This is a genomic window from Streptomyces sp. NPDC050988, assembly GCF_044456225.1.
Lineage (GTDB): Bacteria > Actinomycetota > Actinomycetes > Streptomycetales > Streptomycetaceae > Streptomyces.
This window is the reverse complement of the sequence record NZ_JBITFQ010000027.1, coordinates 24,858-42,487: the sequence shown is the minus strand read 5'-3', so window position 1 is coordinate 42,487 and position 17,630 is coordinate 24,858. Positions and strand designations below refer to the sequence as shown.

Below are 17,630 nucleotides of genomic sequence, written 5' to 3'. Positions count from 1 at the left end.
CGCGCAAGTGCGTCAGAGGTGACGGTCTTGAGGTTCGACGAATAAGTAACGGACAGCTGACTAACAGTTAAGAACCGCTCTGAGTTCCCAGAGGTCACACCGGGCGGAAATTAGCAGTGCAGGCCACCTTACCGGCGACACCGCTCCCCTAGGAACGACCAACCGGGGATGCCCCTTTTGTGGGGCACCCCCGGTCGGGATCGCTCAAGTCATCGAGACGCCTGGTGATTTCAGACGAGCTCGGTGACGGTACCGCCGGCGGCGGTGATCTTCTCCTTGGCGGAGCCGGAGACGGCGTCGACCGTCACCTGCAGCGCCACGGAGATCTCGCCCTGGCCGAGGACCTTGACGAGGCTGTTCTTGCGAACCGCCCCGTTGGCGACGAGCCCCTCGACGGTGACCTCGCCACCCTCCGGGTACAGCGACGCCAGCTTGTCGAGGTTCACGACCTGGTACTCGGTCTTGAACGGGTTCCGGAAGCCCTTGAGCTTCGGGAGACGCATGTGGAGGGGCATCTGGCCACCCTCGAAGCGCTCCGGAACCTGGTAACGGGCCTTCGTGCCCTTGGTACCACGTCCAGCCGTCTTACCCTTCGACGCCTCACCACGACCCACACGGGTCTTGGCGGTCTTGGCGCCCGGGGCGGGACGGAGGTTGTGGATCTTGAGCGGGTTGTTCTCCGCCATGATCAGTCGACCTCCTCAACCGTCACGAGGTGGCGGACGGTGTGCACCATTCCGCGGAACTCGGGGCGGTCCTCCTTGACGACCACGGTGTTGATCCCCTTGAGACCAAGGGACCGCAGAGTGTCACGGTGGTTCTGCTTGCTGCCGATGTACGACTTCGTCTGCGTGACCTTGAGGCGAGCCATTACGCACCCGCTCCCGCACGCGCACGAAGCAGAGCCGCGGGGGCGACGTCCTCGAGGGGCAGACCGCGGCGGGCCGCGATCTCCTCGGGACGCTGCAGGCCCTTGAGGGCCGCCACGGTCGCGTGCACGATGTTGATCGCGTTGGACGAGCCGAGCGACTTCGACAGGATGTCGTGGACGCCGGCGCACTCGAGGACAGCACGCACCGGGCCACCGGCGATAACGCCGGTACCGGGGGAAGCAGGCTTGAGCAGGACGACGCCCGCGGCCTTCTCGCCCGTGATCGGGTGCGGGATGGTGCCCTGGATACGGGGGACCTTGAAGAAGTGCTTCTTGGCCTCCTCAACACCCTTGGCGATGGCGGCCGGCACCTCCTTGGCCTTGCCGTAACCGACACCCACGGTGCCGTCACCGTCGCCCACTACGACGAGCGCAGTGAAGCTGAAGCGACGACCACCCTTCACAACCTTGGCGACGCGGTTGATCGCGACAACGCGCTCAACGTACGCGGTCTTCTCGGCAGCAGCGCCGCCGTCACGGCCCTTCCGGTCCCGCCGCTCGCCGCCACCGGCACCGCTTCCGCGGCGCTGGGGTCCAGCCATTGGAATTACCTCTCTCTGTTTCCGCTAGCTACGGAACCGAGACTCAGAACTTGAGTCCGGCCTCGCGGGCGGCGTCCGCCAGGGCAGCGATGCGCCCGGCGTACTGGTTGCCACCACGGTCGAATACGACAGCCTCGACACCGGCGGCCTTGGCACGCTCGGCGACAAGAGCGCCGACCTTGCCGGCCTGCGCCGACTTCTCGCCCTCGCCACGGATCGACGTGTCCAGGGTCGACGCCGACGCCAGGGTGTGACCCTTGATGTCGTCGATGACCTGGGCCACGATGTGGCGGTTCGAGCGCGTCACGACCAGGCGAGGACGCTCAGCCGTTCCGTTGACCTTCTTACGGATCCGGATGTGGCGCCGCTTGATGGCAGCACGCTTGTAAGCGTCGCCCTTAGCGATCTTCGTACCGTATGCCATGGCTTACTTACCCGCCTTTCCGACCTTGCGGCGGATGACTTCGCCCTCGTACTTGACGCCCTTGGCCTTGTACGGGTCGGGCTTGCGCAGCTTGCGGATGTTGGCCGCAACCTCTCCGACCTTCTGCTTGTCGATGCCCTCGACCGAGAACCGCGTGGGGTTCTCGACCTTGAAGGTGATGCCCTCGGGGGCCTCGACAGTGATCGAGTGGCTGTAGCCGAGCGAGAACTCCAGGTTGGAACCCTTCGCCAGGACTCGGTAACCGACACCGCTGATTTCGAGCTTCTTCACGTAACCCGTGGTCACGCCGGTGATCATGTTCGCCACCAGCGTGCGGGACAGGCCGTGCAGGGCCTTGTTCTGACGCTCGTCGTTCGGGCGGGTGACATTGAGAATGCCGTCCTCACCCTTAGCGATCTCGATCGGCGCCGCGACGGTGTGGGAGAGGGAGCCCTTGGGGCCCTTCACCGAAACCGTACGGCCGTCGATGGTGACGTCCACGCCGGCGGGAACCGTGATGGGGAGCTTGCCAATACGCGACATAGCTTCTTCCGTTCCCTTCCGCTACCAGACGTAGGCGAGGACTTCTCCGCCTACGCCCTTCTTGCCGGCCTGCTTGTCGGTGAGGAGACCGTGCGACGTGGAGATGATCGCCACGCCGAGGCCACCGAGCACCTTGGGCAGGGAGGTGGACTTCGCGTACACACGCAGACCCGGCTTCGAGATCCGCTTGATGCCCGCGATGGAGCGCTCACGGTTCGGGCCGAACTTCAGCTCGAGGACGAGCTTCTTGCCGACCTCGGCGTCCTCGACCTTCCAGCCGGTGATGAAGCCCTCCTGCTGGAGGATCTCCGCGATGTGAGACTTGATCTTGCTGTGCGGCATCGCGACATCGTCGTGGTACGCCGAGTTCGCGTTACGCAGACGAGTAAGCATGTCTGCGATGGGATCAGTCATGGTCATGAATTGGCCTTCGGCCTCTCTCGCCGGGGTTTCCAGTGCGCCATCCCTCTCCCCACTCAGTGGCGGGACGGGTGCGGTGCGGGGACCTACGGCGTAGTAAGTCGTACGGGCGTCCAGGCGCCCAACCCTCCTAGCCTAAGCCATGGAGGGGTGGGCGCCCGACATCGCCCTTTACTTACCGAGAGCTTCCGGAATCCCGAAGTACGGGACTACCAGGAGCTCTTGGTCACGCCCGGCAGCTCGCCACGGTGAGCCATCTCACGAAGGCACACACGGCAGAGGCCGAACTTGCGGTACACGGAGTGCGGACGGCCGCAGCGCTGGCAGCGCGTGTAGCCACGTACGCCGAACTTGGGCTTACGAGCAGCCTTGGCAATCAGAGCCTTCTTCGCCATCTCGCTTACGCCTCCTTGAAGGGGAAGCCGAGGTGACGGAGAAGGGCACGGCCTTCGGCGTCGTTGGTCGCCGTGGTGACCACGGTGATGTCCATACCCCGGACGCGGTCGATCTTGTCCTGGTCGATCTCGTGGAACATGACCTGCTCCGTGAGACCGAAGGTGTAGTTGCCACGGCCGTCGAACTGCTTGGGGGACAGACCACGGAAGTCGCGGATGCGCGGCAGCGCGAGCGACAGGGTGCGGTCCAGGAACTCCCACATGCGGTCGCCACGGAGCGTGACGTGGGCACCGATCGGCTGGCCCTCACGCAGCTTGAACTGCGCGATGGACTTACGGGCCTTGGTGACGGCCGGCTTCTGACCGGTGATCGTGGTGAGGTCGCGAATCGCGCCGTCGATCAGCTTGGAGTCGCGGGCGGCGTCGCCCACACCCATGTTGACCACGATCTTGACGAGACCCGGGGTCTGCATGACGTTCTCGTAGGAGAACTCTTCCTGCAGCTTGCCCGCGATCTCCTCGCGGTACTTCGTCTTGAGACGCGGAGTCGTGGTGGTAGCCATCAGATGTCCTCACCCGTCCGCTTGGCAACGCGAACCTTGTTGCCCTCGTCGTCGAAGCGGTAACCGACACGCGTGACGACCTTGTTGCCGTCCTTCTCAACGACCAGCTGGACGTTGGAGACGTGGACGGGCGCCTCGGTCGTGACGATGCCACCGGCCTGCGAACCGCGAGCGGTCGGGCCGGCCTTGGTGTGCTTCTTGACCCGGTTGACACCCTCGACCAGGACGCGGTCCTCGCGGGGGTAGGCCGCGATGACCTTGCCCTGCTTGCCCTTGTCCTTACCGGTGATGACCTGTACCAGGTCGCCCTTCTTGATCTTCATGCTTACAGCACCTCCGGCGCGAGCGAGATGATCTTCATGAACTTCTTCTCGCGCAGCTCCCGGCCCACCGGGCCGAAGATGCGGGTGCCGCGAGGGTCGCCGTCGTTCTTCAGAATGACGGCGGCGTTCTCGTCGAAGCGGATGTACGAGCCGTCCGGACGGCGGCGCTCCTTGACGGTGCGAACGATGACCGCCTTGATGACGTCACCCTTCTTCACGTTGCCGCCGGGGATCGCGTCCTTGACGGTGGCGACGATCACGTCACCGATGCCCGCGTAGCGGCGACCGGAGCCACCGAGCACACGGATGCAAAGGATCTCCTTCGCACCAGTGTTGTCGGCGACACGCAGTCGCGACTCCTGCTGGATCACGTCTATCTCCTGATTGTCTGCCGGTTCCCGGCAGGGGCCTTGTCCTGTACGGGATTCGGACCCCTGCCGAGCCTGGCGGAACTGTCCTGCGGGGGGTGCCCCGCAGGAGACTTACTTGGCCTTCTCGAGGATCTCGACGATGCGCCAGCGCTTCGTCGCGGACAGCGGCCGGGTCTCCATGATGACAACCCGGTCGCCGACGCCCGCGGCGTTCTGCTCGTCGTGGGCCTTGAGCTTGTTCGTACGGCGGATGACCTTGCCGTACAGCGCGTGCTTGACGCGGTCCTCGACGGCGACGACGACGGTCTTGTCCATCTTGTCGCTGACGACCAGACCCTCACGGGTCTTGCGGAAACCGCGGCTCGTCTTGGTCTCTTCAGTCACGTTGCTCTCGCTCATCAGGCGCTCTCCACCGTCTCGATGCCCAGCTCGCGCTCACGCATCAGGGTGTAGATCCGCGCGATGTCCTTGCGGACGGCCTTCAGCCGACCGTGGTTCTCGAGCTGACCGGTCGCCGCCTGGAAGCGGAGGTTGAACAGCTCTTCCTTGGCTTCGCGGAGCTTCGCGAGAAGCTCCTCGTCACCCAGTTCGCGCAGCTCGGACGCCTTGGTACCGGCCGACATCACGCTTCACCTGCCTCGCGCTTGACGATCCGGCACTTCATCGGCAGCTTGTGGGCTGCGCGAGTGAGGGCCTCACGGGCGATCTTCTCGTTGGGGTAGGACAGCTCGAACATGACCCGGCCCGGGTGCACGTTCGCGACCCACCACTCGGGGGAACCCTTACCGGAACCCATGCGGGTCTCGGCGGGCTTCTTGGTCAGCGGGCGGTCCGGGTAGATGTTGATCCAGACCTTGCCGCCACGCTTGATGTGACGGGTCATCGCGATACGAGCCGCCTCGATCTGGCGGTTCGTCACGTACGCCGGCGTGAGGGCCTGAATGCCGTACTCGCCGAACGAAACCTCCGTACCACCCTTGGCCTGACCACGGCGCTTGGGGTGGTGCTGCTTGCGGTGCTTGACCCTACGGGGGATCAGCATTTCGGTCAGGCCTCCGTTCCGGTGCTCTCAGCCGGAGCGGCAGCGGCGGCGGGAGCCTCGGCCTTGGGGGCCTCGGCAGCCGGCGCGGACTGCTGCTGCGGCTTGCGGCCGCGGCCGCCACGCTCGCCACCGCGGCCACCGCCACGGGCCGGACGGTCGCCGCCCGGGCCGCCACCACGGGCCGGGCGGTTACCCGCACGGGCAGCGGCGTTCTCGGCGCGGACCTCGGCGATGTTCTTGACGTCGCCCTTGTAGATCCAGACCTTCACGCCGATACGGCCGAAGGTCGTCTTGGCCTCGAAGAAGCCGTAGTCGACGTTCGCGCGGAGCGTGTGCAGGGGCACACGGCCCTCGCGGTAGAACTCCGAGCGGGACATCTCGGCGCCGCCGAGACGGCCACCACACTGGATCTTGATGCCCTTGGCGCCGGCCTTCATCGTGCCCTGCATGCTCTTGCGCATGGCACGACGGAAGGAGACGCGGGAGGACAGCTGCTCGGCGACGGCCTGGGCCACCAGCTGAGCGTCCGTCTCCGGGCTCTTGACCTCAAGGATGTTCAGCTGGACCTGCTTGCCGGTCAGCTTCTCGAGGTCGCCGCGGATGCGGTCGGCCTCGGCGCCACGACGGCCGATGACGATGCCCGGGCGCGCGGTGTGGATGTCCACACGGACGCGGTCACGGGTGCGCTCGATCTCAACCTTCGAGATGCCGGCGCGCTCCATGCCGGACGTCATCATCCGACGGATGGCGACGTCTTCCTTGACGTAGTCCTTGTACAGCTTGTCGGCGTACCAACGGGACTTGAAGTCCGTGGTGATGCCGAGCCGGAACCCATGCGGGTTAACCTTCTGGCCCATTACCGGGTTCCTTCCTTGCTGCTGACGACCACGGTGATGTGGCTGGTCCGCTTGCGGATCCGGTAGGCACGGCCCTGGGCACGCGGACGGAACCGCTTCAGGGTCGGGCCCTCGTCGACGTAGGCCTCGGAGATGACAAGGCTGCCGGCGTCGGTGTGGTCGTAGTTGTGTGCGGCGTTGGCAATGGCGCTGTCAAGCACCTTGCCGACCGGCACGCTCGCGGCCTGCGGGGCGAAACGCAGGACCGCCTGAGCCTCCGTGGCATCCATGCCACGGATAAGGTCCACCACGCGGCGGGCCTTCATGGGCGTAACGCGGATGTACCGCGCCTGGGCCCTGGCTTCCATGGTTGTCCTTCCAGTGTCTGTCATGGTCGATTCCACCCCGCGTTAGCGGCGCTTCGACTTCCGGTCGTCCTTGACGTGACCCCGGAAGGTGCGCGTCGGCGAGAACTCGCCGAGCTTGTGGCCGACCATCGACTCGGTGACAAACACCGGAATGTGGGTCTTGCCGTTGTGCACCGCGATCGTGTGGCCGAGCATGGCCGGGATGATCATCGAGCGACGGGACCAGGTCTTGATGACGTTCTTGGAACCGGCTTCGTTCTGTGCGTCCACCTTCTTGATCAGGTGGTCGTCGACGAAGGGCCCCTTCTTGAGACTGCGCGGCATCTAAACCCGCTCCTAGCGCTTCTTGTTCGTCTTGCGGCGGCGGACGATGTACTTGTTCGAAGCCTTCTTCGGCGAACGAGTACGACCCTCCTTCTGACCCCACGGCGAGACCGGGTGGCGACCACCGGAGGTCTTGCCCTCACCACCACCGTGCGGGTGGTCAACCGGGTTCATCGCCACACCGCGAACGGTCGGGCGGACGCCCAGCCAGCGCTTGCGGCCGGCCTTGCCCCAGTTGATGTTCGACTGCTCGGCGTTGCCGACCTCGCCGACGGTGGCGCGGCAGCGCACGTCGACCAGGCGGATCTCTCCGGACGGCATGCGCAGGTGGGCCATCTGGCCCTCCTTCGCGAGCAGCTGCACGGAGGCACCGGCGGAGCGGGCGAACTTGGCACCGCCACCGGGACGGAGCTCGATCGCGTGGATCGTGGTACCGACCGGGATGTTGCGGAGGGCCAGGTTGTTGCCCGGCTTGATGTCGGCCCCGGGACCGTTCTCGACGCGGTCGCCCTGCGACAGGTTGCGGGGGGCGAGGATGTAGCGCTTCTCGCCGTCCGCGTAGTGAAGCAGCGCGATGCGCGCGGTGCGGTTGGGGTCGTACTCGATGTGCGCGACCTTCGCCGGCACGCCGTCCTTGTCATGGCGACGGAAGTCGATGACACGGTAGGCGCGCTTGTGTCCACCACCCTGGTGGCGAACGGTCACACGACCGGAATTGTTACGGCCGCCCTTGCTGTGCAGCGGGCGAACCAGCGACTTCTCCGGCGTGGACCGCGTGACCTCGACGAAGTCGGCGACGCTGGAGCCACGACGGCCCGGCGTAGTCGGCTTGTACTTGCGGATTCCCATTTCTCAGTCCTCGTCCGATATTCGGACCAGGGCGCTCCGTTAGGAGGCCTGGCCGAAGATGTCGATACGGTCGCCCTCAGCGAGGGTCACGATCGCGCGCTTGCTGTCCGCACGCTTGCCGAAGCCGGTGCGGGTGCGCTTGCGCTTGCCCTGACGGTTGATCGTGTTGACCCCGGTGACCTTGACCGAGAAGACCGCCTGGACGGCCTCCTTGATCTGCGTCTTGTTGGAGCCGGGCGCGACGATGAAGGTGTACTTGCCCTCGTCGAGCAGCGCGTAGCTCTTCTCCGAGACGACCGGCTTGAGGAGCACGTCACGGGGATCCGTGAAGGACTTGCTCAGCGGGGTCTCGACGGTGTTCTTGCCCTCGGTGGCGTGGCGCTTCGCCTTGGCGACGCGCGCGACCTTCTTGGCCTTGGCGGCCTTCGAGGCGATGCTCGGGTGACGCGTAGCCATCAGGCTTCGCTCCCTTCGGTGTCAGCGTTCCGCTCTGCGGAGGGCGCGCCGGACACGAAGGACTCGAAGGCGGCCTGGGTGAAGACCACGTCGTCCGAGACGAGAACGTCGTACGTGTTCAGCTGGCCCGGGTCCAGGATGTGCACCTGGGGCAGGTTGCGTGCGGAGAGCAGGCCCTGCTCGTCCTCGCGGGAGATGACCAGGAGCACGTTCTTGCGCTCGCTGATCTTGCCCAGCAGGGACTTCGCGGCCTTCGTGGAGATCTCGCCGTCGACCACGCCGGTGACGACGTGGATGCGAGCGTTGCGGGCCCGGTCGGTGAGGGCGTGGCGCAGGGCCGCGGCCTTCATCTTCTTCGGGGTCCGCTGCGAGTAGTCACGCGGCACGGGACCGTGCACGACGCCACCACCGGCGAACTGGGGCGCGCGGGTCGAGCCCTGACGGGCGCGGCCGGTGCCCTTCTGGCGGTACGGCTTCTTGCCGCCACCGCGAACCTCGCCACGGGTCTTGGTCTTGTGCGTGCCCTGGCGGGCAGCGGCCAGCTGAGCGACGACGACCTGGTGGATCAGCGGAATGCTGATCTTCTCGACGTCGAAGATCTCCGCGGGGAGCTCGACCGTCCCGGTCTTGTCGCCTGCCGGCGAAAGGATGTCAACAGTGCTCATCGTTACCTCAGGCCCCCTTGGCCGCGGTGCGGACCAGGACGAGGCCGCCGTTCGGACCGGGAACCGCGCCCTTGATGAGCAGCAGACCCTTCTCCGCGTCAACGGCGTGGACGGTCAGGTTCTGGGTGGTGACCCGCTCGTTGCCCATACGACCCGCCATGCGGAGGCCCTTGAACACACGGCCCGGGGTGGCACAGCCACCGATGGAGCCGGGAGAGCGGTGCTTGCGCTGGGTGCCGTGACCGGCGCCGAGGCCCTTGAAGTTGTGACGCTTCATGACACCGGCGAAGCCCTTGCCCTTGCTCTTGCCGGTCACGTCCACCTTCACGCCGGCCTCGAAGACCTCCGCGGAGATCTCCTGACCCAGCGTGTACTCGGAGGCGTCCGCGGTGCGGATCTCGACGAGGTGGCGGCGGGGGGTGACGTCGGCCTTGGCGAAGTGACCCTTGAGGGGCTTGTTCACCTTGCGCGGGTCGATCTCGCCGAAGGCGATCTGGACCGCTTCGTAGCCGTCGGAGTCGTTCGTACGGACCTGGGTGACGACGTTGGGGGAGGCCTTGACGACCGTCACGGGAACAACACGGTTGTTCTCGTCCCACACCTGCGTCATGCCGAGCTTCTCGCCCAGGATGCCCTTGATCTGCTTAGCCATTCTCAGATCACCGGCCCCTAGAGCTTGATCTCGATGTCGACACCGGCCGGGAGGTCGAGTCGCATCAGGGAGTCAACGGTCTTGGGCGTCGGGTCGAGGATGTCGATCAGGCGCTTGTGCGTGCGCATCTCGAAGTGCTCGCGCGAGTCCTTGTACTTGTGCGGCGACTTGATGACGCAGTACACGTTCTTCTCAGTGGGCAGCGGCACCGGGCCCGCGACCGACGCACCAGTTCGCGTCACCGTCTCGACGATCTTCTTCGCCGAGCTGTCGATGACCTCGTGGTCGTAGGCCTTGAGCCGGATGCGGATCTTCTGTCCCGCCATGGCTACTCAGTAGTCCTTAGTCTCGTTTAACGCTCTGGAACCCGGGGGTTCGCGTCCCTTGCCTCCGACCCACGCGGTCGGGCGTGTCGCGCTCCTGCTGACAGAGATATCCACGAGTGGATTTTCCCTACCGAGGGACGCGGCCGAGCCCAAAGGACAACCGCTGGACCGGGGGCTGAACACCCACCGGGCGCCTGGCCGGCACCCCGCTGACACTTCCCGGAAGATTCCCGTACGTCCGCTCCAGCGCTGCCTTACGGCAGTTGGGGCGACGAGTACTGTGGGACTCGCTTCCGGTCCTCCCGGCGGGAGGCGCGCAGCATCGGCACTCAACCGAGCAACCCCGACAGTCTGCCATACGGGGCATACGGCTGGCCAATCGAGCCGGAGAGAATACCCCCAGGGTGACGCAGGTCAAACACAGGCTCGCAGGGGGAGCGGGGCGGGCGCCCTCCACGGGGCCGCCGGCCGCGAGCCGCCACACGGCCGACCGCCACCGCCGGCCGCTTGGACGATCTCCCGCCGCCAGGTCTCGCTGCCGTCCCGCACTCGCGACACGCTCGCGGTCGCTCGCGGCCGATCGCGGTCGGCGGGCCTGCCCCCCCCGGCCCGCGTCGTCCAGCTTCTCAGCCCCCCCCAGCTTCTCAGCCCCGGGGCTCGTCGCGTTCGAGTGCGTCGAAGTCGATCGGCTGATAGCCCGGGGCGTAGCCACGCAGGAACTCGGCCGCCTCCGCCGGCAGGGGCGGGGTCGCGATCACCGCGTACTCCAGTACGCGCTTCGGGGCGAAGTACTTCCAGAACTCGTACTCCGGCTCCCCCGCCGCGAGGCCCGGATACCGGTCCGTGACGCCGAGGCTGTCCAGGAGTTCGACAAGCGTGGCATCGGCGAGATTCGCCATCGGCTCACGCGGGAGCACGATCCGCTCCACACCGGGGTCGAGACGAGGCTGCTTCCCTTGCGCGATGCCCTCCAACTGGGGCCGGTCCAGCACGTACCAGGGCCCGGCGAACTCCTGCACGAGCCAGCTGTCCCGGGTGTCACTGCGATGGATGGCGCATTCGTCACCCCGGAAGAGCTGCTCGACGTAGCCGAGACCGGGCTGGATCAGGGTCTGGGTCTCGCCGGCGGCCTGATACGTGATCTCCCTGCCGTGTCCTGTCGCGATCTGCGCGAACTCGGCGGCGAACTCCGACCGGGCGGGCGAGGCGCGCAGACAGGAGAAGTGGAGCGACCCGACCACGAACGCGTGGTCCTCCTGCCAGGTCGCCCGCATTAGGCGGTACGAAGGAACACTGCTGGCCCACCCGGGGATGTGCAGGACGAATTCCCCGCAGAAGACACACGAAGCGTGTTCACTACTCATTACATCTTTCCCTTTCCGCGGCGCGGTTCATGCCAAGGTGTACACATCGGTCATCCCATTCGCACGGGAACGATGAACCCCAATGGATTCACCGGACCACCCTCAGGATATGTTCCCTGCGGCAGCTCACGGATTCCCGCACCGTCGAAAAATCTCAGATTTCCGTCCCTGCTGACGACCACTTCCATATGATCCGACGCTTTGTATTCCAGGTCCCGCGACATACTGTTGGGAATTCCCCGCGCCTCTTCTATCCGGTTGGGCGGTCCGGGAATTCGGTCCTCCGGGTGTGTATGGGCGATAAAATCGTAGTCCTGTCCCCTGAGATCCCGTGGAATGGAACTCGTCCGCTCCGTCCCCCGGAAGAGACGCAGGTCTCCCGCCGGATTCTGGATGATGGCGTGCTCGACCCCGTGGAAGCTCTGGAGTTCGGAGAGATGGGAGACATTCACCTCGCCGGGCCGGATGGGTATGTGCCCGTTCTCCAGCGCTCTGGTGAGCTGCCTGGCCTTCGGGGACAGCGCCCGGTAAGGGATCTGGCCACCCGGCATGCGGGCTCCGCCCTTGAAGACGCCGCTCATGCCGCGAACGCCCTCGGACATGCCCTTGAGCCCGGCCTTGAGCCCGTTCATGGTCCGGAGGCCCTTGAGCCCCTTGGCGAGTCCGCCGAGGGTGGTGAGGCCCTTCATGCCCGGGATGCAGTCCAACGCGGCGAAGGCCACATCCCACAGGGACGCCTGCCCCTTCATGTATTTGTTGAGGGTGTCGGCCAGGACGACGAGAGCGGCGATGAGCACGATCGCGCCGAGAATGGGCCCACCGATAATCAGGGCGATGATCCCGAGGACGGCGACGACGACCTTGCACACGGCGACGATGGTGTCCCAGTTGTCGACGAACCAGTCCCCGACCTCCTCATACCACTTACGGTTCTGAATACCGGCGTCGGAGGCTTCGTCGAGTTTCCGCTTGGCATCGCCGGCGGCGTCCTCGCGCATCTTGCGCGCGTCCGCGGCCATCTTCTTCGCGGCATCGAGGGCGTTCTGCGCGGTGGTGACGTCGGACTGGGCGGAGGTGTGGGCGTCCTTGGCACTCTGCGCGTCACGGGTGGCGGCACGGACCTTGGCCTCGTCCGGCTTGGGCACGTCCTTGCCCGCTGATGTCGGGTCGTCCTTGTACTTGTCCGCTTCCTTGTTGGCCCGGGTCACCCACGAATCGGCCGAGGAGAGACGGGACTTGGCCGAGGAGAGATCGGCCTGGGCTTCACGCCCCTGGGCGAGGGCCTTGTCGGCAAGAGCCTGGGCGCGTTCGAGTTCGGGCCAGTACGCGGCCAGCGCGTCCCCGGCCAGGTCGTACGACCTCTTCAGCTTCTTCAGGTTCTTCGGCACGCCGGAGAACTCGTCCCGGAACACCTCGGCGGTCTTGCCCACCATCGTCAGGACGGCGTCTTCCTCCGCCATCCCTTTGACGAGACGCAGAGCGTCCTGCACATCGTCCGCGAAGTCGTGCAGGCTCTTGGCCAGCGACTTCACCCGGACCGGATCCCCCGGCGTCGGATCCTTCTCCAGATCGAGGACATGCCAGTCCGTCGGCCGATAACCCGCCACGCCTCAACCCCCGTCACAACTGCCCCGTACGTACGAAACCGTACGCAGCAGCGAATTTACTAGGCGTCGGGGTGCCTCGCGTGCAAGGACAGTTCGGCTACCGAGGTCAGGCCTGCCAGTCGAGTTGCTGTTCAGGGACTCCGAGGGAGCGTCCGTGACTCTGGGATCGCGACGGCCTTCGGCCTGACCCCGTGGGTGGCGGAGACCTTGTCCGCGAAGACCACGAAGGTGTCTGTCGCGGTGTGGAAGTCGGTGTACCAGCCGCCCGTCGGGGCGAGGCAGGTGGCCAACTCGGCTGCCGGCCACGGGGCTTCGGACGCCGCGGCGGTGAAGTACAGCAGTGTCCGGTGCCGCGGCTGGTCAACTCCGGTACTGGTCACATCGACCGTGTCAGTTCGGTGATCAGCGGCCTGTTTGCCAAGTGTGGCTACCTGCGCCTCGCCCCGGTCCGGTCCGGTAGAGGAGAGGCCCATCCATGAGCACTCCGATCCACCGCACCTCGACACGGCGGTCTGCAGCCGTTCTGGCGCCGGCCCAGCAGCGTCCGGAAGGGAGCCGGACCGGGAGTACGTCCGCACGCTCGACGGAGCACGCCCTCCATCAGGACGCTCTCGGCCGCGCCATCACCTGTCGACACGTGCCCCGCCTCTCTACGGCGTCAGCCAGTCCCGGGGCTCGCGCACCGGCCTGCGTTTCCACAGATGACGCGCTGTACCGAGAGGCGATTCGCCGCGCTCGGGACAGGCGTCAGGTTTCATCAGAAAAGGGGTCGGAATATCCTCCCCAGTGGAACCGATATGTACCAGTCCCGCTGTCGAAAGCGGCACGGAAACCACGATCGGGGAGATCGAACTCCGTGCGCACCCAGCCGTCCATCGCCAAGGCTGACACCTCGGACCGGAAATGAACGAGAGGGAAGGCGAGCGCGGCCACCTCGACGAGCAGGCCGCCAGGGTGTGCGGAGGACAGGTCGGAGGAGTGCGCTGAGAGTCCGAAGGAAAGCCATGCGGCGTCACGCCAGTTGATGCCGGCGGGATGCGCCAGCCATACGTTGCGATGGATCTGCATGCTGAACCCGTCATCCGCATCCGCATCCGCATCAGGGGTGCGATGTCCCACCGTCAGATCTGCGGCCAAGCCGCCGAGGGGACTCCGAAGACGGTATTGAAAGTGTTACTCATCCGCCTCCTCCCGAATTCCAAAGCACCATCTCGGCTACTTTCGCCCCTCAATGAGTTTCTCGAGTGCCTTTTCTCCGCGGTCGGCCGAGGCGGAGCTCAAGTCCTCCGAACTCGGCGAGGAACCGCCGCGAACCGGTCACGGAAACACGGGAGCCGTCCGCCCCTTCAATGCGTCAGACTCCATCGGCTGACGCCTCTCGCTCAGGGTCAAAGTGTCCTTGATGGCGTACTCGGCAATGCTCTTGATCCCCTCCGCTCGTAGCGCGGAGTACAGCTCGGGGTCAGCCGACCGTTGGTCCGCGCCGCGGTACGAAAACTCACCAGCGGATGCCGGTCCGCCGTCATAGGTGATCAGCCTTGACCCTTCAGCCACGCCTACCGGACTCCCTCGATGAGCTTCTCGAGTGCTTTGTCTGCGTTGTCCGCGAGCAGAGTGACGTTCTCCCTGCCGGCGTAGACGGCCCCGTTCGGAGCGATACCCAGGTAGCTGTTCCCTCGGTCGGCCTCGCCGATGGGATAGAGGTAGGCCCCCGCTTCCTCACTCAGCACGTCGTAGATCTCGTCGTCCCACTCAGCTGCGAGCGGGTCGAGCCGGAACCCCATCCGGGCCATCGTCTTGCCCGGCCCTCGCTCCTCGCTCGCCAGTCCCCCGAATTCGGTGAGGAACCGTCGTGCGGCATCGTGGATCGTGAAGCCTCCGTGCTCGTGCAAGATGCTTTCCCACTCCGTGGTGGAAACAGTGCGGCCGGGATACCACCCGATCGCACGCAGTACACGATCAGTCTCCGCGGACCACCGCTGCGAATTTTCGTCAATCATCCCTAGACCACCGCCGTAACGCCGAATTCTTCAAGAACTTGTTCACATGAACCACAGGGAGGCTTCGGTAGACCGTGCTTCGGGTTCCCCTCCGCCCGTACCTCCACGGCGGCCATCACTCCACCTCGCGGATTGACGCCCGCTTTCATGGCGTCCGACAGCGCTTCCGCCTCACCGCAACGCCCATTCTGGTTCCCAGTAGGCCTCAGATGCTCCGGCACCCTGTCGTAGGCAGCCTGCACATCCGGATGCAGGTCATGGTCTCCACCGCCCTTGATGCTCGCACCGTTGAACGGCGGCTCGTGCCCGGGCACCGAGAGTCCGGCCGCGCTCGTCGGTCTAGTGTGTTTGTTCGCGCCCGGCCGGGCCTGTTCAAGGTCCGCACGATCGCGCGCAGCCTGCCGGGCAGCGGTCTCGCAGGCAGGAGAAAGGCCGAGCGGGTCCACTTGGGCGAACGGGTTCGGCACATACGCACGCGGGTTGGGACCAGGGGCGAGCTGCTCTCGGAGCGCGACGTACGCCGCCTCGCCCCCGCCGTCACCGCCTGGCTGGACCGCGGTGCCGCCCCCGAAGCCGTACGCCGCACCCTGACGGCGGGCCTTCCCGAGGTCCCCCTCCTCCACCCGGCCGGCTTCCTGGCCCACCGCCTCGCCGAACTGCTCCCACCCCCACTCCCCACAGCCCCGGCAACCCGGGCAGCCGTACGCCCACTCCCCCTCCAGAACTGCGACGGCTGCGACCGCGCCTTCGGCGCCCCGGCCCCCGGCCGCTGCCGCGACTGCCGATCCGATCTCTCGGAGGCCGCCTAGCATGAAGGGGACGATCCTTACCCCTGGGCACAGACCACGAGGAGCGAGCGCCATGACCATCGCCTCTGACGACACGCGGCCCGACGCTCACCACCGTTACCAGGCAATGCGTGAATTCCTTGAGTCGATGGACGACACGCTTCCCGGGAAATTCGAGATCACCAAGGAAGGGATCGTCCACGACATGAGGGCGCCCATCGGCCCACATGAGCTGACCACACTGCATCTCCGGAAACGCCTTGAGAAGCTCATGCCGGAAGAACTGGTCGCTCACACGGGAACACCCGACGTGGAGGCCGAGCCCGAGGGCATCATGCGCCACCCCGACGTCATGGTGATCGCCATGACGGACATGGACGTCCCAGGCTCATTCGACCCTCGTACGCTCATCGCCGCCATCGAAGTCGTCTCCCGCTCCAACCCGGACAACGACTGGGTCGGCAAGATGCGCGACTACGCCCTGCTCGGCATCCCCATCTACGTGATCTTCGATCCGCGCACGGGCGAGGGCGCCGTCCTCTCCGACATCCACGCAACCCCGAGCGGCCCGCGTTACGCGACCCGCAAGGACTTCGTCTACGGCGAGGACGTCACCATCGGCGACTGGACGATCTCGACGGAAAACCTGCCACGCTACAAGGACAACGGCAAGGGCAAGGGCAAGGTCAAGCCCGAGAGCACCGGCTGACCCAGCCCCTGGTCAAAGTCAGCGCCCCGCCGCCAGCCCCTCCCCCACAGCCCCATAAGCCGGCTTCCGCCCGAAGTCCTCCCCCAGCAACGTCGCCGCCCCCTGCCCCGCGAAGACCCCCGGCACCCACGAGTACTTGTCCGTGAACCCCCACACGGTGAAGGACCTGCAACTCCGCGCCCCCAGGCAGGCGTCCAGCAGCCCCCGGAAGTACGCCGCCTGCGTGGCGAGCTTCTCCGCATCCGCAGGCAGGATCATCCGGACGTCCACCTCGGTGAAGGCGGTCTGCATCCCCAGCCGCTCGAACCGCGCGAGGTTCCCCGCCACATCCCCCGGGAAGCCGTACTGGATCGCCAGGTGCCCCTGGATCCCGAAGCCCTGCACCGGAACGCCCTCCGCCCGAAGCCGCTTCGCCAGTTCGTAGTAGGCGGTCGACTTCTCGTTGACGCCCTCCACGTTGTAGTCGTTCAGGAAGAGCTTCGCCTTCGGGTCGGCCGCGTGGGCCCAGCGGAAGGCGTCGGCGATGTACGACGGTCCGAGCTTCTGCAGCCAGATCGAGTTCCGCAGCGAACCGTCCTCCTCGAAGACCTCGTTCACCACGTCCCACTGCTGGATCCTGCCCTTGTACCGCTTGACCTCCGTGGTGACGTGCTTCCGCAGGATCCCCCGAAGCTCCCCCGCCCCGATCGACCCGTCCGCCACCCCCGTCGTCAGCCACCCCGGCAACTGGCTGTGCCACACCAGCGTGTGGCCGCGCACCACCTGCCCCCGCTCGCGCGCGAAGCGCACCAACTCATCCGCCCCCGACCAGTCGTACGTCCCCCGCGCCGGCTCGACGACCTCCCACTTCATGACGTTCTCGGCGGTGACGGAGTTGAACTCCCTCCCGGTCGTCCGCCGGTACGTCGTGTCCTCGTCCAGCGCCGCCATGTCCACGGCCGTACCGATCCGCAGATCGGCACGCTCGGCGAGCGCCCGCAGCGTGGCCGCCTGCGAACCTCGGGAACCCTGCGGAGCCTCGTCCGCCTCGTCCGCCTCGACCATCTGTACGCCCGTGACCAGCAGCGTCGCGCTCAGCAGCCCGACAATGGGCATGCGGAAGTACTTCATGTGCGGTCCCCTCCAGTAAGTA

29 protein-coding genes and 1 pseudogene are annotated in these 17,630 nt (G+C 66.1%); 2 read left to right on the top strand and 28 right to left on the bottom strand.

The features are described from left to right. Positions 1-230: 230 nt before the first annotated feature. The 27 genes and pseudogenes from rplO to ACIBEI_RS37595 form a co-directional block, all read right to left on the bottom strand. Positions 231-686 carry a 50S ribosomal protein L15 gene (gene rplO, locus ACIBEI_RS37725; protein WP_043676833.1) on the bottom strand — a complete coding sequence of 152 codons (456 nt, stop codon included), beginning with the start codon at positions 684-686 and terminating at the stop codon, positions 231-233. Positions 687-688: 2 nt separating this feature from the next. Then, positions 689-871 carry a 50S ribosomal protein L30 gene (rpmD, locus tag ACIBEI_RS37720; protein ID WP_006376032.1) on the bottom strand — a complete coding sequence of 61 codons (183 nt, stop codon included), beginning with the start codon at positions 869-871 and terminating at the stop codon, positions 689-691. Then, the gene (gene rpsE / locus ACIBEI_RS37715) at positions 871-1,473 is read right to left on the bottom strand and encodes a 30S ribosomal protein S5 (protein WP_055513610.1); all 603 of its coding nucleotides are present in this window, start codon (positions 1,471-1,473) and stop codon (positions 871-873) included. The genes rpmD and rpsE overlap by 1 nt, the downstream gene beginning before the upstream one ends. A gap of 43 nt (positions 1,474-1,516) precedes the next feature. Then, the gene (gene rplR, locus ACIBEI_RS37710; protein WP_143642846.1) at positions 1,517-1,897 is read right to left on the bottom strand and encodes a 50S ribosomal protein L18; all 381 of its coding nucleotides are present in this window, start codon (positions 1,895-1,897) and stop codon (positions 1,517-1,519) included. A gap of 3 nt (positions 1,898-1,900) precedes the next feature. After that, on the bottom strand, positions 1,901-2,440 hold the full coding sequence (rplF, locus tag ACIBEI_RS37705; RefSeq protein WP_143642847.1) for a 50S ribosomal protein L6: 540 nt from the start codon (positions 2,438-2,440) through the stop codon (positions 1,901-1,903). Positions 2,441-2,461: 21 nt separating this feature from the next. Next, positions 2,462-2,860: a 30S ribosomal protein S8 gene (gene rpsH, locus ACIBEI_RS37700; protein WP_055614920.1), complete on the bottom strand. Its 399-nt coding sequence runs from the start codon at positions 2,858-2,860 to the stop codon at positions 2,462-2,464. Positions 2,861-3,069: 209 nt separating this feature from the next. Continuing rightward, entirely contained in the window at positions 3,070-3,255 is a 186-nt protein-coding gene (locus ACIBEI_RS37695; RefSeq protein WP_003948630.1) for a type Z 30S ribosomal protein S14, read from the bottom strand. A 5-nt stretch (positions 3,256-3,260) separates the two neighbouring features. Further along, complete coding sequence (gene rplE, locus ACIBEI_RS37690) at positions 3,261-3,818, bottom strand: 50S ribosomal protein L5 (protein ID WP_010986351.1); 558 nt, start codon at positions 3,816-3,818, stop codon at positions 3,261-3,263. Next, the gene (gene rplX / locus ACIBEI_RS37685) at positions 3,818-4,141 is read right to left on the bottom strand and encodes a 50S ribosomal protein L24 (protein WP_055614922.1); all 324 of its coding nucleotides are present in this window, start codon (positions 4,139-4,141) and stop codon (positions 3,818-3,820) included. Before rplX ends, rplE begins: the two co-directional genes overlap by 1 nt. 2 nt (positions 4,142-4,143) lie before the next feature. Then, positions 4,144-4,512: a 50S ribosomal protein L14 gene (gene rplN / locus ACIBEI_RS37680; RefSeq protein ID WP_003992364.1), complete on the bottom strand. Its 369-nt coding sequence runs from the start codon at positions 4,510-4,512 to the stop codon at positions 4,144-4,146. A 111-nt stretch (positions 4,513-4,623) separates the two neighbouring features. Then, on the bottom strand, positions 4,624-4,911 hold the full coding sequence (gene rpsQ, locus ACIBEI_RS37675; protein ID WP_307539704.1) for a 30S ribosomal protein S17: 288 nt from the start codon (positions 4,909-4,911) through the stop codon (positions 4,624-4,626). Further along, positions 4,911-5,135 carry a 50S ribosomal protein L29 gene (gene rpmC, locus ACIBEI_RS37670; protein WP_003998824.1) on the bottom strand — a complete coding sequence of 75 codons (225 nt, stop codon included), beginning with the start codon at positions 5,133-5,135 and terminating at the stop codon, positions 4,911-4,913. The genes rpsQ and rpmC overlap by 1 nt, the downstream gene beginning before the upstream one ends. Then, on the bottom strand, positions 5,135-5,554 hold the full coding sequence (gene rplP, locus ACIBEI_RS37665; RefSeq protein ID WP_055614924.1) for a 50S ribosomal protein L16: 420 nt from the start codon (positions 5,552-5,554) through the stop codon (positions 5,135-5,137). Before rplP ends, rpmC begins: the two co-directional genes overlap by 1 nt. A 5-nt stretch (positions 5,555-5,559) precedes the next feature. Next, the gene (rpsC, locus tag ACIBEI_RS37660) at positions 5,560-6,411 is read right to left on the bottom strand and encodes a 30S ribosomal protein S3 (RefSeq protein WP_266501026.1); all 852 of its coding nucleotides are present in this window, start codon (positions 6,409-6,411) and stop codon (positions 5,560-5,562) included. After that, positions 6,411-6,758, bottom strand: a complete 348-nt coding sequence (gene rplV, locus ACIBEI_RS37655; protein ID WP_006604878.1) for a 50S ribosomal protein L22 — start codon at positions 6,756-6,758, stop codon at positions 6,411-6,413. The genes rpsC and rplV overlap by 1 nt, the downstream gene beginning before the upstream one ends. Before the next feature lie 42 nt (positions 6,759-6,800). Then, the gene (gene rpsS / locus ACIBEI_RS37650) at positions 6,801-7,082 is read right to left on the bottom strand and encodes a 30S ribosomal protein S19 (RefSeq protein WP_010986346.1); all 282 of its coding nucleotides are present in this window, start codon (positions 7,080-7,082) and stop codon (positions 6,801-6,803) included. A 12-nt stretch (positions 7,083-7,094) separates the two neighbouring features. Then, positions 7,095-7,931 carry a 50S ribosomal protein L2 gene (gene rplB / locus ACIBEI_RS37645; protein ID WP_055614926.1) on the bottom strand — a complete coding sequence of 279 codons (837 nt, stop codon included), beginning with the start codon at positions 7,929-7,931 and terminating at the stop codon, positions 7,095-7,097. Positions 7,932-7,970: 39 nt separating this feature from the next. Further along, positions 7,971-8,387 carry a 50S ribosomal protein L23 gene (rplW, locus tag ACIBEI_RS37640; RefSeq protein WP_143642849.1) on the bottom strand — a complete coding sequence of 139 codons (417 nt, stop codon included), beginning with the start codon at positions 8,385-8,387 and terminating at the stop codon, positions 7,971-7,973. Then, the gene (gene rplD / locus ACIBEI_RS37635; RefSeq protein WP_266501021.1) at positions 8,387-9,052 is read right to left on the bottom strand and encodes a 50S ribosomal protein L4; all 666 of its coding nucleotides are present in this window, start codon (positions 9,050-9,052) and stop codon (positions 8,387-8,389) included. Before rplD ends, rplW begins: the two co-directional genes overlap by 1 nt. A gap of 7 nt (positions 9,053-9,059) precedes the next feature. Continuing rightward, positions 9,060-9,704, bottom strand: a complete 645-nt coding sequence (rplC, locus tag ACIBEI_RS37630) for a 50S ribosomal protein L3 (RefSeq protein WP_055614929.1) — start codon at positions 9,702-9,704, stop codon at positions 9,060-9,062. A gap of 17 nt (positions 9,705-9,721) precedes the next feature. Continuing rightward, complete coding sequence (gene rpsJ, locus ACIBEI_RS37625; RefSeq protein ID WP_003948644.1) at positions 9,722-10,030, bottom strand: 30S ribosomal protein S10; 309 nt, start codon at positions 10,028-10,030, stop codon at positions 9,722-9,724. 644 nt (positions 10,031-10,674) lie between these two features. Continuing rightward, complete coding sequence (locus ACIBEI_RS37620) at positions 10,675-11,394, bottom strand: hypothetical protein (RefSeq protein WP_398895012.1); 720 nt, start codon at positions 11,392-11,394, stop codon at positions 10,675-10,677. 557 nt (positions 11,395-11,951) lie between these two features. Continuing rightward, positions 11,952-13,001: pseudogene (locus ACIBEI_RS37615) on the bottom strand (putative T7SS-secreted protein); the annotation flags it as partial. A gap of 131 nt (positions 13,002-13,132) precedes the next feature. Beyond that, a complete protein-coding gene (locus tag ACIBEI_RS37610) occupies positions 13,133-13,381 on the bottom strand; it encodes a hypothetical protein (RefSeq protein WP_398895010.1) in 249 nt (82 codons plus the stop codon). A gap of 367 nt (positions 13,382-13,748) precedes the next feature. Then, positions 13,749-14,138, bottom strand: coding sequence for a hypothetical protein (locus tag ACIBEI_RS37605; RefSeq protein WP_398895009.1), 390 nt, complete (start codon positions 14,136-14,138; stop codon positions 13,749-13,751). Between the two features lie 419 nt (positions 14,139-14,557). Further along, complete coding sequence (locus ACIBEI_RS37600; protein ID WP_398895007.1) at positions 14,558-15,001, bottom strand: SUKH-3 domain-containing protein; 444 nt, start codon at positions 14,999-15,001, stop codon at positions 14,558-14,560. 2 nt (positions 15,002-15,003) lie between these two features. Next, on the bottom strand, positions 15,004-15,315 hold the full coding sequence (locus tag ACIBEI_RS37595; RefSeq protein ID WP_398895118.1) for a YwqJ-related putative deaminase: 312 nt from the start codon (positions 15,313-15,315) through the stop codon (positions 15,004-15,006). Here ACIBEI_RS37595 and ACIBEI_RS37590 point away from each other — a divergent pair. Together ACIBEI_RS37590 and ACIBEI_RS37585 are read left to right on the top strand one after the other, a co-directional pair. Then, positions 15,211-15,810 carry a hypothetical protein gene (locus ACIBEI_RS37590; RefSeq protein ID WP_398895124.1) on the top strand — a complete coding sequence of 200 codons (600 nt, stop codon included), beginning with the start codon at positions 15,211-15,213 and terminating at the stop codon, positions 15,808-15,810. The genes ACIBEI_RS37595 and ACIBEI_RS37590 overlap by 105 nt on opposite strands. A gap of 52 nt (positions 15,811-15,862) precedes the next feature. Continuing rightward, positions 15,863-16,498, top strand: a complete 636-nt coding sequence (locus ACIBEI_RS37585) for a Uma2 family endonuclease (protein WP_398895006.1) — start codon at positions 15,863-15,865, stop codon at positions 16,496-16,498. Between the two features lie 18 nt (positions 16,499-16,516). Here the strand turns inward: ACIBEI_RS37585 and ACIBEI_RS37580 are convergent, their stop codons facing one another. Further along, the gene (locus tag ACIBEI_RS37580) at positions 16,517-17,608 is read right to left on the bottom strand and encodes an endo-1,4-beta-xylanase (RefSeq protein WP_398895005.1); all 1,092 of its coding nucleotides are present in this window, start codon (positions 17,606-17,608) and stop codon (positions 16,517-16,519) included. Positions 17,609-17,630 lie beyond the last annotated feature (22 nt).